General features: G+C 62.3%; 14 protein-coding genes and 1 tRNA gene. 3 read left to right on the top strand and 12 right to left on the bottom strand.

What is annotated here, in order from left to right:
- Positions 1-362: 362 nt before the first annotated feature.
- The 7 genes from creC to arsC form a co-directional block, all read right to left on the bottom strand.
- Positions 363-1,784 carry a two-component system sensor histidine kinase CreC gene (gene creC, locus INR99_RS03320; RefSeq protein ID WP_194114858.1) on the bottom strand — a complete coding sequence of 474 codons (1,422 nt, stop codon included), beginning with the start codon at positions 1,782-1,784 and terminating at the stop codon, positions 363-365.
- A gap of 26 nt (positions 1,785-1,810) precedes the next feature.
- A complete protein-coding gene (locus tag INR99_RS03325) occupies positions 1,811-2,734 on the bottom strand; it encodes an OST-HTH/LOTUS domain-containing protein (protein WP_194114859.1) in 924 nt (307 codons plus the stop codon).
- Positions 2,735-2,800: 66 nt separating this feature from the next.
- The gene (creB, locus tag INR99_RS03330) at positions 2,801-3,508 is read right to left on the bottom strand and encodes a two-component system response regulator CreB (RefSeq protein WP_194114860.1); all 708 of its coding nucleotides are present in this window, start codon (positions 3,506-3,508) and stop codon (positions 2,801-2,803) included.
- 97 nt (positions 3,509-3,605) lie between these two features.
- Positions 3,606-4,064, bottom strand: coding sequence for a DUF6882 domain-containing protein (locus tag INR99_RS03335; protein ID WP_194114861.1), 459 nt, complete (start codon positions 4,062-4,064; stop codon positions 3,606-3,608).
- A 4-nt stretch (positions 4,065-4,068) separates the two neighbouring features.
- Positions 4,069-5,106, bottom strand: coding sequence for a hypothetical protein (locus tag INR99_RS03340; protein WP_194114862.1), 1,038 nt, complete (start codon positions 5,104-5,106; stop codon positions 4,069-4,071).
- Between the two features lie 2 nt (positions 5,107-5,108).
- Entirely contained in the window at positions 5,109-5,942 is an 834-nt protein-coding gene (locus tag INR99_RS03345; protein WP_194114863.1) for a M949_RS01915 family surface polysaccharide biosynthesis protein, read from the bottom strand.
- A 65-nt stretch (positions 5,943-6,007) separates the two neighbouring features.
- Positions 6,008-6,364, bottom strand: coding sequence for an arsenate reductase (glutaredoxin) (arsC, locus tag INR99_RS03350; RefSeq protein ID WP_194114864.1), 357 nt, complete (start codon positions 6,362-6,364; stop codon positions 6,008-6,010).
- Between the two features lie 111 nt (positions 6,365-6,475).
- On the opposite strand from arsC, the gene INR99_RS03355 reads away from it, so the two are divergent.
- Positions 6,476-7,987 (top strand): phospholipase D family protein, encoded by a 1,512-nt coding sequence (locus INR99_RS03355; RefSeq protein WP_194114865.1) that lies wholly within the window; start codon positions 6,476-6,478, stop codon positions 7,985-7,987.
- Between the two features lie 37 nt (positions 7,988-8,024).
- Here the strand turns inward: INR99_RS03355 and rarD are convergent, their stop codons facing one another.
- The 4 genes from rarD to INR99_RS03375 all read right to left on the bottom strand — a co-directional run bounded on the left by rarD (position 8,025) and on the right by INR99_RS03375 (position 11,187).
- Entirely contained in the window at positions 8,025-8,930 is a 906-nt protein-coding gene (gene rarD, locus INR99_RS03360; protein WP_194114866.1) for an EamA family transporter RarD, read from the bottom strand.
- A gap of 104 nt (positions 8,931-9,034) precedes the next feature.
- Entirely contained in the window at positions 9,035-9,418 is a 384-nt protein-coding gene (locus INR99_RS03365) for a hypothetical protein (RefSeq protein ID WP_194114867.1), read from the bottom strand.
- A gap of 99 nt (positions 9,419-9,517) precedes the next feature.
- Positions 9,518-10,216 carry a hypothetical protein gene (locus INR99_RS03370; RefSeq protein WP_194114868.1) on the bottom strand — a complete coding sequence of 233 codons (699 nt, stop codon included), beginning with the start codon at positions 10,214-10,216 and terminating at the stop codon, positions 9,518-9,520.
- A 65-nt stretch (positions 10,217-10,281) separates the two neighbouring features.
- Positions 10,282-11,187 carry a hypothetical protein gene (locus INR99_RS03375; protein ID WP_194114869.1) on the bottom strand — a complete coding sequence of 302 codons (906 nt, stop codon included), beginning with the start codon at positions 11,185-11,187 and terminating at the stop codon, positions 10,282-10,284.
- Positions 11,188-11,328: 141 nt separating this feature from the next.
- On the opposite strand from INR99_RS03375, the gene INR99_RS03380 reads away from it, so the two are divergent.
- Positions 11,329-12,345 carry a succinylglutamate desuccinylase/aspartoacylase family protein gene (locus tag INR99_RS03380; protein ID WP_194114870.1) on the top strand — a complete coding sequence of 339 codons (1,017 nt, stop codon included), beginning with the start codon at positions 11,329-11,331 and terminating at the stop codon, positions 12,343-12,345.
- 96 nt (positions 12,346-12,441) lie between these two features.
- On the opposite strand, the gene INR99_RS03385 is transcribed toward INR99_RS03380, so the two are convergent.
- Entirely contained in the window at positions 12,442-12,633 is a 192-nt protein-coding gene (locus INR99_RS03385; RefSeq protein WP_194114871.1) for a hypothetical protein, read from the bottom strand.
- 205 nt (positions 12,634-12,838) lie between these two features.
- Here INR99_RS03385 and INR99_RS03390 point away from each other — a divergent pair.
- Positions 12,839-12,914: transfer RNA gene (locus INR99_RS03390), tRNA-Thr, on the top strand.
- Positions 12,915-12,936: the final 22 nt, after the last annotated feature.

A 12,936-nucleotide genomic window follows, 5' to 3' on the forward strand; every position in this document is an offset into this window, starting at 1 on the left:
GCAGCAGTATTTGGCCGCGGGCATGTCCGGGGGGCGCTGGCCGGAGGGAAAACACCGGCCTGGCCTTGCCGGCGTTTTTAGCCGGGCCTGCGGGAAAAGGGCGCGCAGGCGCGGATTCAGCCGGCGCTGGCCTGCTTACTGCGGGGTCGCGGGCTTGCTGCTCTCGCTGTCGGCAGTTTGCCAGTGCTGACGGACGACTCGCAGCCAGCGGCGGCGGGATCGGGCAAGACTGCGGGTGCGGCGCATGGGGCTCTCCAGTTGGGCGGCGGGGGGAAAGTGCGCGCATTGTAAGCCTGTGCCGGCGCGCCACCCTGTAAGGAAAATGTTACAGAATGCGCGTAGTCGCCCTGCGGGAATGACGCTTATGCCAGTGGCAAACGCAGCCTTGCCGTCACCCCGCCCGGCGAGTTCGCCAGTGTGATGCTGCCGCCGTGCAATGTGGCGATGGCCTGGGTAAGCGCCAGCCCGAGGCCGGTACTTTTCTGTCCGGTGGCCGGGCGCGGCAGCGAGTAAAAGCGCTCGAACAGGCGCGGCAAGGCATAGTCGGGTATGGCCTCGCCTTCATTGAAGATACTGAGCTCCAAGCCATTACCCGCTTGGGTAATTGCAATGTGGAGCCGGCCGCCGGCCGGGGTGAAATCCAGCGCGTTCTGCAGCAGATTGCGGATCGCCTGCTCCAGCAGGAAGCGCTCGCCCATTACGTGATCATCCGGCCACGGCGCGTGCTCGATCACGCAATGGCCGCTTTGCGGTGCCAGTGCCTGCAGCACACCATCGACCAGCTCGCCCAAAGCGAGGGCTTGCGGTTCGTGCAGGCTGCGCCGCGCCTCCAGCGTGGCCAGCTGCAGCAGGTAATCGACAATCTGCTGCATCCGCGCGGTTTCCGTGCAGATATGCCCGACAAAGCGTGCGTGATCAGTGGCATCCAGATCCTCATCGAGTAGCTCGGCTGACGCGCGGATGCCGGCCAGTGGCGACTTCAGCTCGTGCGTCAGCGCGTGCACGTAGTTCTCCACATAGGCCTTGCCTTCCAGCTTCTCGCGCATTTCCCCGAGCGCCTGCGCCAGCGTCGTCAGCTCGCGGTTGGCGACAAAGTGCGGCACCGCCACCGGCTTGCCCGCGCCAACGTCATGCGCGAAATCGGTCAGTTTGGTGATGCCACGGCTCAGCCACCACGAGAAGCCCGCGCCCAGCAGCAGGCCGACCGCCAGCAGCAGTGCGCCGGCCCGCCACAACTTGCCTTCGCTGCGCTCGATGTAGGGCTGCATTGCCCAGTTCGGCCGCGCCACGGTCAGCACACCGACGATCTTATTGCCATCGCGAATGGGGGCGGCGACGTGCATCACGGTGGACAATTCATCGTTCGGATCGGCGCGGGTACTGCGCGCCCCGTACTGGCCGCGCAGCGTGCGATACACATCGCGCCACTGGCTGTAATCCTGCCCGACCGCCTGACCTGCTGAATCGAGCAGAACCAGTCCTTTTGCATCGGTAATGGTCACGCGCAGAAAGGTGCGGTCGCGTTTCACCCCCCAGACATTGGCTTCCGGGTCGCGCGCAGCAAAGGCCTGCAGCGCGGCGGCGAAGCGGCTGTCGCTGAGCTGCCCGGCGACAAAATCGGCCTGTACCGCTTCGGCGAGCAGATTGGCTGTGTCGATCAGCACTTCCTCGGTCGACTGGCGCACCGCCGGCTTGATCTCGTCACCGACGAGCCTGAGCAGCAGCACCGCCAGCAGGGCGACGAGCAGGAAGTAACCGAGGAAAATTCGCAGGGAGAAGCGCATTGTTACTTAAAACGACCTCTTCTTTCTTAACCCGAATTTTTCGTAGATTGGGCTAGGCGTGCTATTTCAGGTGGAGGGGTACGATAAAAAACGACCGTTTGATTGTCGGGTAATTTTCTTCTGTCCAGTTCAAACAAACTAGTCGCTGTGATGAGCTGGTCCCAGCGCTTGAAGCGGTAGCGATTTGGGAAATGTTCAGGGTGATGCTTGCGGATGTAGTTGATAGCGTCGTTGAGCTTGGTCCAGCCCTCAATCGCTAGTTTCTGCTCGGCCTCACGCAATGCGGCCACTACGGGTGTCCACTGCCACGTATGCTCACGCCCCCCCGAGGGGTCAATGCCATACACTAAATAGTTCTTATACTCTGGGGACTGGAAAAACTTAGCCATCTCCGTTTGCGCCTCACCCAGTGTATCGAGGTGAGCTTTTATCTCTTCACATTGCACGCGAACTTGCGCATAACAATCATCCAAATAATCGGATGCACTGGTCAGCGAAGCTTCATCTTGGAAGTCAAACCGCTCAAAAAAGTGATGCACCAACCCATTGCGCATTTCAACTAAGGTGCTGAGCTGCCCCCTGACTCTTTCAAATTCTTCGGGACTAACTTCGGTTGTAAAGCTGAATCTGACCCTGCTTTTTCCATCACCTGGCTCGTCTTCGCCTATGCAATCAGGCTCGCCGTCTTGTCCATCGGCTTTAGGCAAAAACACATCCCCACCTGTGAATTGCTTTACCAACTGGCCGAGTGTTTTGGCGCGAACCGCTTCCTTGTTGTCTTCCAAGGTGTTGCGAAAGCCATCATCGGTTTGCACCGTTTCGTAATTTGAATGTGCCAAAAGGACCTTCAGGCTACGCTCATACCATTGGAGCAAGAGAACCACCCGACCCAGCTTGCGCTGTACGTCGCGTATTAAATTGTGAAGGGGTTTAATGGGGCCAAATGGCATGGCTTGTTCTCTTTATCCGCGTGAATAATATTGGGCAGGCCACGGGTTTTTAAGTATTTCCAACAACTATTGCCCTTTGCCCAATTCCAGCGCATACCCAAACCCCCGATGCGTGGCAATCGGGTCGGCATCCGGCGTGATTGCGCGCAGCTTGGCGCGCAGGCTCTTGATGTGGCTGTCGATGGTGCGCTCGAAGCTGTCTTCCGCCGCTTCGCCCAGCGCGTCGAGCAGTTGCGCGCGGCTGTAAACGCGCCCCGGGTGGGCTAGCAGTGTGCTCAGCAGGCGGTATTCCGACGGTGTCAGCGCCAGCGGCTGGCCACGGTACAGGATGCGCAACCCTTGGGTATCGTGCTGAAAGCCTTGTTGAATATTGTCTACGGCTGAATGGGTGGCTGGGTTTGCTGCGCTGCGCTTGAGGATGGCCTTTACCCGGGCGGCGACTTCGCGCGGGCTGAAGGGTTTGACGACGTAGTCGTCGGCGCCCAGCTCCAGCCCCAGAATGCGGTCGAATTCCTCGGCGCGCGCGGTCAGCAGCAGCACCGGCAGCGTTTCATTGTGCCGGCGCAGGCGCTTGAGCACCTCGAAGCCGCTGTCATCCGGCAGGCCAACGTCGAGGATCAGCAAATCAATGCCACCTGCCGCCAGCGTCGCCTCGCCATCGCGCGCCAGCGCTGCCCACTGCACTGCATGGCCGTCGCGCTGCAGCGCGAATTGCAGCGTGTCGGCAATAGCGGGTTCGTCTTCGATGAGGAGGATGCGGGCAGGCTGATTCATGTGCGGTAGCAATGCAGACGATGGCATGAGTGTGCACTAGCGCGGCTTGCTATTCCAGCAAGGCCGCACGTGGGGCGGATGCGGCGTGTGCTTGCCATCACTGCGGCCGGATTTCCCGGAAATGGCGCAGGATGAAATAGAGCTTCACCCCGTCGCACTGATCGATGAACACGCCTGCGGCATCCAGAACGCGGGCGGCCAGTGCGAGGCATTCCAGCGCCTGGGCGTGGCCACCGGGGATGAGGAAATCGGTCAGCAGCGACAGATCATGGGTATCGCCGAAGTCGTACACGCCCTTGAGGGGCGCGGTGGCCGCAGCAGGCAGCGTGTCATTGGCCCAGCCCCAGAGGAATTCGTCATACTCAACCAGCGTGCCAGCGACGCACAACTCGGCCATGACCTGCCGTTGCGGGGTGGTGAAGGTGAGTGTGGCGGTGTCCAGATCCCACTGGTAAGCCGCGCCCTTGAGTTGCCAGTGTTCCTGCCAGCGCGCATTGCGCGCCTGCATTTGCTTGACCGCATCACGACTCCATGCGGACCAGTCGATGGGCTGCATGGGCTTAGTCAAAACCATTGATCGGGTTCTGCTCAAGGCGCTTGTCGATCAGCTCGAAGGGATCGCGGAGGCTGGACGTCGACCAGCGCGCAACGACGGCTTTCTTGCGGCTGCTGGCGGTGAGGTCAAGCAGTTGCAGTTTGGGGGACCAGCCCTTGTTCTTGCTCGGGACGACCTCCCAGCGCCATTCGCCGTAATACTCGTGATGCTGGCGCGTGCCGTCCTTGTTCCAGCTGCCGGCAAGCGACTGGCTGTACCACGCCGGGGCGCAGGCGCGGTCGTACAGCGCTGTTTCGCCGCCGACCGTGTATTGCGGTTCGCGGTAGCGGATCGGCGCGCTCAGCAGTGCGGGTTTTTCCAGCTCGATCAGGCGTTGCTCGACAAAGCGGCCGCCACCACCGGCGTAGCCTTCCATCCAGCCGGTTTCCAGATTCAGAAAGACGCGGTCGGGCAAGGCGGCAAAGCGCTGGACGGTCAGGCGCTCCGGCATGGGGTTGCCGCCGGTGGCCGGCAGGCCACCCAGCGCGCAGCCGGTGTCGCTGGGGATGGAGGTATAGGCCAGCACCTGCGGCTTGCCCTGCTCCGGCCAGCGGCCATCGGGCAGTGCAATGATGAACACCAGCATCTGCGGTGTCTCGGGCAGGAAGGTGATATAGGGCAGGAGCCCTTGCCCATCTTTTTCACGCAGGCTGATCGAGTAGGGCAGTACCAGGGCAAAACGGTCGGGCTTGTCGAGCGCAAAGAGGGCGACGCGACTTTCCGAATAGCCGGGGTCATCGAAACTCACATAGGCGGGCGGCGTGCCAAGCAACTGGGTGAAGACTTCGACGGGCGGAGGCAACGCCATGTCGAGCGGCTGGCCGGCTTCGCGCGGCAGGTCGCGGCCTTCCATCTGCGCCTGCCAGTTGCGCTTGGCCTTGGCGTGTTTGGCGTTGCATTGCGCGGCCTCGGCCAGATTCTGCGCGTGGCAGACGACTGCGGCGTGCGCGGGGAGGGCAAGGGGGCAGCCGAGCAGGGCGGCCAGCAGGGCAAGGGTTCGCATCGCTATTTTCCGAGGTGGCTGAAACTGGCGCGCCAGCGGGCGTCGCTGTGCTGCATCAGCGCGTGCCAGTGCTGCAGTGCGACCTGCTTGAGGGCGGCGGGCGCCTGCGCAAAATCGGCATCGCTTTCATAGCAGCCGGGCAAGGCCCAGTCGGCTTCACTCCAGCTGCTGTCTTTCATGCGCTCGCGGGTGCTTTTTTGTGCCGCTGTACTGCAGTCCTTCAGCAGCGGCGGGCCGACAAACTCGCCGGTTTCCTCGTCGCGGTAGAGCACGCCATAGCGATCCAGTCCGCGCAGCGCGTATTTCTGCGCGCCCGCATGCGTGATCAGCTTGTAGGTGTAGGGGCTGACATCACTGGTGCAGGTCATGCTGTAGCCCAGCAGGGTTTCCGCTCGGCCATCGCCATCGGCATCGACCACACGGGTGGCTGACAGATCGAAGGCCGCAGCCACGTCGAAACCGCAATCCTGCACGCTGTCATTCAGCAGCCACAGCCGGCGCGGTTTGGCGCCGCCCAGCTGGTAGTGGGCGGCGGCAAGGTAGGCCGAGCGACTGCCGTCAGGCGCTTCCTCGGTGACCTTGCCTTCCTCATTCCATTCACTGAGCAACAGCAGGTTGTCACCGTCTGCATCTTGCCAGCGCAAGGCATCAACCAGCTTGCCGCGCAGCTCGACGCCGGCGGGCAGCTCCGTCTGTTTCAGGTGACGGATGGCCGGCCCGCTGGTTGCCGGGGCACTGGCCGTCGCGGCGGGGCTGGCGCTGGCCGGCGGGGTCGGGTCGGTTTTGCTGCAGGCGGTCAGCAGCGCCAGCAGCAGGGCGATAAACAGGGGACGCATGGGGCGGAAGAATCGGGCAAAGGCCGATCTTGCCTTGCATCAGCCTTGCCGGCAAGTTACCACGATCACGCCGGCAGAATGGCGAGCACCGCCTCCGGCGGACGACCGAGGGCGGCCTTCTGGCCATCGACGACGACAATTGGCCGCTCGATCAGGCGCGGGTGGGTGTGCATGGCGGCAAGTATGGCGGCGTCATCCAGCGCGGGGTTGGCCAGCTTTAGCTCGCTGTATTCCGCTTCCTTCGTGCGCAGCAGTTCGCGCGGGGTGAGGCCGAGCAAGGTCACCAGCTCAGCCAGTTGCCGTGTATCAGGCGGGGTCTTCAGGTATTCGATGACCTGCGGGGTGATACCCCGCTGTTCCAGCAGGGCGAGGGTTTCGCGCGATTTGCTGCAGCGCGGGTTGTGGTAAATGGTGACGGACATGCTGTTTCCGGAGAAAGTGTTGCCGCCATTCTACCCAAGCCAGAGCAGAACTAAGCAGTGCCGCACAGGTCTGTTAGTATTCCTTGAGCCTTTGCTGACCCCGAGCTGTCCATGCGCCAACGCCTTGCCCGCACACTGCGCTTTGCCCTGCTGAAGGCGACCGGCCGGCTGCCGCAGCGTCCGCAGGACGTGCATGGTGTCGAGGAAGGGGTGCCGGGGCTGTTTGCCCGCCTGCTGGCCGAGCGGGTCGGCGCGCACCCCGGCCAGAGTGGCCTGACCCCGCTGGAAGACGGCGAGGAAGCGCTGCTGGCACGGCTGGTGCTGATCCATAACGCTGAATCCACCCTCGATCTGCAGTACTACATCTGGCGCAACGATCTGACCGGCACGCTGCTGCTGCTGTTTTGCCTGCAGGCTGCCGACCGGGGGGTAAAGGTGCGCCTGCTGCTTGATGATCTGGGCTCGCAGCCTGGTGATGCCTTGCTGCGCGCACTCGACAGCCACCCGAATATCGAAATCCGGCTGTACAACCCGGTGGCATGGCGTCGCTGGCGCTGGGTGGGGCTGCTGCTGGGGGCGCTGCGGCTGAACCGGCGCATGCACAACAAATCGCTGACCGTCGATCGTACGGCGACCATCATCGGCGGGCGCAATATCGGCGACGAATATTTCGGAGCCAATGCCCAGGTCGATTTCCATGATCTGGATGTGCTCGGTGCGGGTGAAGTGGTGGGCGATGTTGCCGATGCCTTCGAGCTGTACTGGGAACATCGGCTGTCGCTGCCGGTCGAGGTGTTCTACCGCCGGCCTCTGCCGGAATCCGCGCTGGCCGCGGCCCGTGTGCAACTGCAGCAGCGTCTGGAGGCGCAGCATGGTTCGGGTTATCTGCAGGCGCTGGGCGAGCGGCTGGCCGATGCCAGCCAGCGGCAGCAGGTGGCGGGATTGTACTGGGGCAAGGCCGACGTGCTGTTTGATCATCCCGACAAGACGCTGGCTGCTGCCCCGACCCTGACGCTGACCGAGCAGTTGCAGCCCCTGATGGATGACTCGCGCCACCAGCTCGATATTGTTTCCCCCTATTTCGTGCCCGGCCTGAAAGGCGTGCTGTGGCTGCGCAAACAGGCGCAGCGTGGTGTTGGCGTGCGCATTCTCACCAATTCGCTGGCCGCCACCGATGTGACGGCCGTGCATGCCGGCTACGCCCGCTATCGCCGCCTGCTGCTGAGTGCCGGTGTGCAGCTTTACGAATTGCGCCCCGACCCCAGCCAGCACATCGTGCGGCGCAAGTGGCTGGGGCGCTCGCGTTCCAGTCTGCACGCCAAGACCTTCGTGCTTGACCAGCGGTATGTGTTTATCGGCTCGCTGAATTTTGATCCGCGCTCGATGGCCATCAACACCGAAATCGGCGTGATCTTCGACAGCCCCGCGCTGGCCGCCCGGCTGGGCGAGCGCTTCGAACGGCTGCTCAAGCAGGAAAGCTACGCGCTGGAGGTGCGCCGCACAGGCTTGCGCTGGCGTGACGTATCGGGCGTGCGCAACTGGAAGCACGAGCCACATACCGGCCCGCTGCAGCGCCTGTGGGTGGGGCTGCTGCAGTTGCTACCCATCGAATCCCAGTTGTGATGTTGGGTATATTGCTGTAGCCATTAGAATTAGCTGGTTATGTGGCTATAGATTGGTTGGTATTGCGCTGCCGGTGTACGGTGAGCGCGCTGTGCCAGCAGGTGAGCAACACCGCAATCCAGATCGGCCCGTAGGTGCCCAGATCGGTGCTGTGGAAAGCTTCGCCCAGCAGTCCGATCGACAATACGAACAGCAGCGCTGGCTCCAGATAACCCAGAATCCCCAGCACCCCCAGCGGCAGCAGCCGGCTGGAGGCCAGGTAGCTGGCAAAGGCAATTGCAGTCAGGATGCCCAGCCCCGGCAGCAGCAGCCACAGACCGGGGCGATGTGCGAATTGCTGCACGATGCCACCATTGGCCAGCGCCCAGATGGCCCACGGCAGGATGAACAGGATTTCCAGCAGGAAGCCACCCACCGGCTCGAGCTTCACTGCGCGGCGGATCATCAGGTAGGGCGGGTAGCCCAGCGCGGTCAGCAGGGTCACCCACGAAAAGGCCTGATGCCGCCAGAATTCATGCAGCACGCCCAGCGCGGCGATGCCGACCGCCAGCCATTGCAGCGGCACCAGCCGTTCGCCGTAGAAAACCCGGCCGATCACCACCATCACCAGCGGCAGCAGGAAATAGCCGAGGGTGACCTCCAGCAGCCGCCCTTCCAGTGGCGCCCACATGAACAGCCACTGCTGGATGCCCAGCAGGACGGCATTGGCCAGCAGCGCCAGCCACAGCAGGGGCTCGGATTTCAGGCGTGCCAACGTCTGTCCGAACCGTGGCCAGTGCCGCAGCAGTGTCAGCAGCAGCAGCATCGCCGGGATGGTCCAGACAATCCGCCAGGCAAACACCTGCTCGCCTGATAGGGGCGCCAGCCAGGCGCTGTAGCCACCCAGTGCGGCGAACACGACAGAGGCGGTGACGGAGAGGGCCAGGCCACGGGCAGGCAGCATGCGTACTCGCAACAAAAACAAAACCGGCCATCATGGCAGTACTGCTGCCTGGCCGGCAATCCATGCTTTCCGCAATGCCGCTGCGCGGCTTGCGGACTGGTGATTCAGTGATGAACGAGCGGGCTGACTTCCTTCGGGCGCGATTGCTGCAGGTCGTGATGCAGGGCTTCGTCCTGCATGCCGTGCCAGAAGACATGCGCTGCCAGTGCGCCGCTGTGGTCGTTGATCTGCTGCCAGGCGCGTACGGCATCGGCCGGTCGCTCATACATGATGATCGATTTGTGGGCTTCAATCGCCTGCGATTCGGTCACCATGCCGATATCGCTGAGGTAGTCGATCAGCTGCGAGCGCCCCTTGGTGGTGCGCTCATCGGCGTGGTCATACATCAGAAACAGGAAGGCTTGGGGCAGTTCGCGCGAGGCCATGCGCAGAAAGTCGACACGGGAAAGAATACTGACCTGGCCGCGGGTGGAGGTGCTGTTCGGCATGATGGAACTCCTGACTGGAAAGGGCAGGGAAGACAGCACGGGTTGCATGCTGTCCCATGATTCTTTCTAGCAGGCGTGCTGCGGGGATGCCGGAAAAGATCAGTCGCTGTCGCTGGCCGTCGTGCTGACGCTGAATGCCGCGCGCCATTGGTCCATGTCCTGGCGCATGCCATCCAGCCGGCGGGCATTGCTGCTGCCAGGCGTGATGCCGGGGTTGGCAGGCTGCTGCAGCGCCCAGACATACAAGCCATTTTCACCCAGCCATTGCGCCTGCAGCTCCGGATTACTGGACAGTTGTTCCTCCCAGGCCGCGCGCGGGTAGACCACCAGTCGTGCCAGTACGGCCGGATGCCCGCCGGTATCGGCCCAGTTGAACTGGGTGAAGGCGGTTGCGCCCGGTGCCAGCAGCGCAGCGGTTTCATCGCGCACGAAGCCCAGCTTGATCTGTTCCATTGGCCAGCTGGCCGGCAGCTGCAGGCGGATGCCTTTTTCCGCATTTTCCCAGAGGGGCCCGTTCTGCCGCGTGCATGGCTGCTGCTGTTTCTGGCGAACCACGACCGGGGTGGTGGCCAGCGTGATCTGCAGGTTCCGGTTGCCGTAGCGCGGCGCCCCATGGTTGCGTTGTGCAGGCAGGATGGTGGTCTGCCCGCCCTGCGTGATGGCCAGCTGCTTGCCCTGTCGCTGATAGCTGTAACTGAGCACACCGGCATCGCCGCAATCCAGCGTTTGCCAGAGCGCCGGTGCGGCAAAGGCCGGCAGCGGGAGGAGCAGCAGGGTAAGGCAGAGTCGTTTCAGCATGATGGGGCTTGTTCCTGTGTGACGCAGAAGGCTACTGCGTTAACGGCCTGATCCGCAGTAATTTATTACCGCTTCACCACGGCACGTGCCGCCGGATCATGCGCACCTGTGGCCGTTTCGCCGCCGTAATCCAGCACCTTGCCGGACTGCATGTCCAGTTTCAGGGTCAGTGTGTGCCAGCCCTGATTCTTCCAGCGAATTCGAGTCGCTGTTTCAGGGATGTGCAGCAGCCATACCGCGACGACCCCTTCTTCTTTCGAGTCGGCACAATCCGCTGGCGCAGGAGCTTTGCTGCCGGTTTCGAGGGCGCGATTTGCCGCTGCCGTCCAGCGCACCATGCAGCTGTTCTCGGGCACGTAGATATCGCTTTGCACCCTGGTTCCGGCTGGCAGGGTGATGTCCGGCAAAACGGTGAGGCTGGCCAGTGTGCAGTAAGCCAGACGCAGCGGCATGTCAGACAGGCTGTGTGTTGCCAGCGATTCACCGGCGGCGCAGTGCCAGCCATCCACCTGTCCGGGGGCGGCGAGGCTCAGCCTGTCGTAGCGCCAGTCAATGTGCGTGAGTTGCAGTCCTTGCCAGCTCACAGGACTGGAAAATTCCGCGCTGCTGGCCTCGTTCCAGTCTTCGCTGTAGCCCAGATCGATTTTGCTTCCCGCTGGCGCCAGAATGCCGCGCACCATACTGGCCTGTGCCAGCACCGGATGGCGGCGAATGTCTGCCTGCGCGCGCTCGATTGCGCCTTCACGGGCAGACTGTCTGAAATCAAAAACCACCAGGCCGATCAAGGCGTAGCCCAACAGCAGCAGCATCTGTATGCCGCGCAGCACGACGCGGTGTCGCCGCAGCCACTGTGCCAGCCGCCAGTCACGCTGGAAGGCGACGAGCAGCAGGATGCTGAGGGGTGGCAGCAGATAAATCAGAAGATAAGCCAGCAATGCGATGCCGAGCTCACCGACGGGGGCAAACATCATGGCAAGCGCTGTTTGTTTTGTGTAAGTAGATCGCGACTCTACCATGCGCTTATTGCCGGGGCTGTGAGTGCTGGCACAGTAGGCAGGCTGCGCGATTGCGCCGATAATGGCGGGCTTCACCGTCCTCCAGCCCGTTGCGCCATGACCAGCACCGTCCATCACGCCCACATGTTCAAATCCCATGTCTACGCCGGTTTCGAGCACGGCCCGCGCGTCATCATTCTCGGTGCGGTGCACGGCAACGAAATCTGCGGCACGCTGGCCATCGAGCGCCTGATGCGTGAACTGGATTCCGGCGAGTTGACCATCCTGCGTGGCCGCCTGACTTTGGTGCCGGTGACCAATCCGCTGGCGCATGCCAGGGTGCAGCGCAATGGCGATCGCAACCTGAACCGCAATCTGGCGCCGACCAATATCCCGCACGATTTCGAAGACCGCATCGCCAATGTGCTGTGTCCGTTGCTGGCCGATCAGGATGTCCTGCTCGACCTGCATTCGACCACCAATCCGCCGGGACAGCCCTTCATCATGCTCGGGCCGCAGAACAACAACGGCGAGCTGCTGCCGTTTGCCCGCGCTGCCGAGGAAGAGGCGCTGGCGTTGCGCCTTGGCCCCACGCGCATTGTCGAAGGCTGGCTCGACACCTACGCCGAAGGCGTGAAGACCCGGCTGGCCTATGCCGATGCCAGCCCGAGCCTGCGCGCGCGCATGCTCAGCACCGATCCCTGCTACGGCGTGGGCACCACCGAATACACCCGCATGCACGGCGGCTATGCCCTGACGCTGGAATGCGGCCAGCATGCCGATCCGGATGCACCGGAAGTCGCTTACCGTGCCATTCGCAACACGCTGGCGCATCTTGGCCTGATTGACGCGCCTGCACCCCAGCAACAACAGCAATTCGAGCTGCTCAAGCTCAGCCAGGTGGTCGACCGGCTCGATGAGGGAGACCGTTTCGTGCGCGAATGGGCCAGTTTCGATCGCCTGCAGGCTGGGGAAGTCATTGGTCACCGCGGCGACGGCACCCCGGTGGCCGCTCCGGACGACGGCTACATCGTTTTTCCCAGCCCGATCGCCGTGCCGGGCAATGAGTGGTTCTACTTTGCCCGGATCAGTGAGCGCAAGGTTGACGGCTTGCAGGGAAAAAGCAAACTCTGATCGGGTATTGGGCTGCAGGGCTTATAAATAAGAGGCTTTATGCATATACCCAATAAAAAACCGGGCTGAGCCCGGTTTTTTATTGGGTAATCCCGCCTAGAGGATTTCCAGCTTGATCAGCAACGACAGCAGCATGAGCAGGACATAGGTACCGCTGACCGCAATCAGGATCTTGCTGGCGGTCTTCGGGTTCTTGAAGAAGCTATCGGCAAAAGAGTTGGCAACAAACAGGGCGCCCAGGCAGATCAGCCAGCCATAGGACAAAAACCATTCGACGAGATCTTTCATGTTCCGGATATCCAGGAGTGCGAAGGGCACAGCGGTGCGGCATGTAATATGCAATTGTATGCGCTGATGTGACAATTTTCGTCATTTCTGGCGAAAAAAAACGCCATGACTGCGGCGAGCCTGCAACAACTGTTCCAGTTAGACGCCCCTCAACCTCGCCGCCATCGTGACAAGGCAAGGGGCGCGGGGTATATTTTCAGCTGCTGCCGCAATAGCTCAGTCGGTAGAGCAACTGATTCGTAATCAGTAGGTCGGGTGTTCGATTCACCTTTGCGGCACCAATAAAATCAAGGGGTTGGCGTT

The sequence above is a fragment of the Chitinilyticum piscinae genome, assembly GCF_015223195.1.
Taxonomy (GTDB): Bacteria; Pseudomonadota; Gammaproteobacteria; order Burkholderiales; family Chitinibacteraceae; genus Chitinilyticum; species Chitinilyticum piscinae.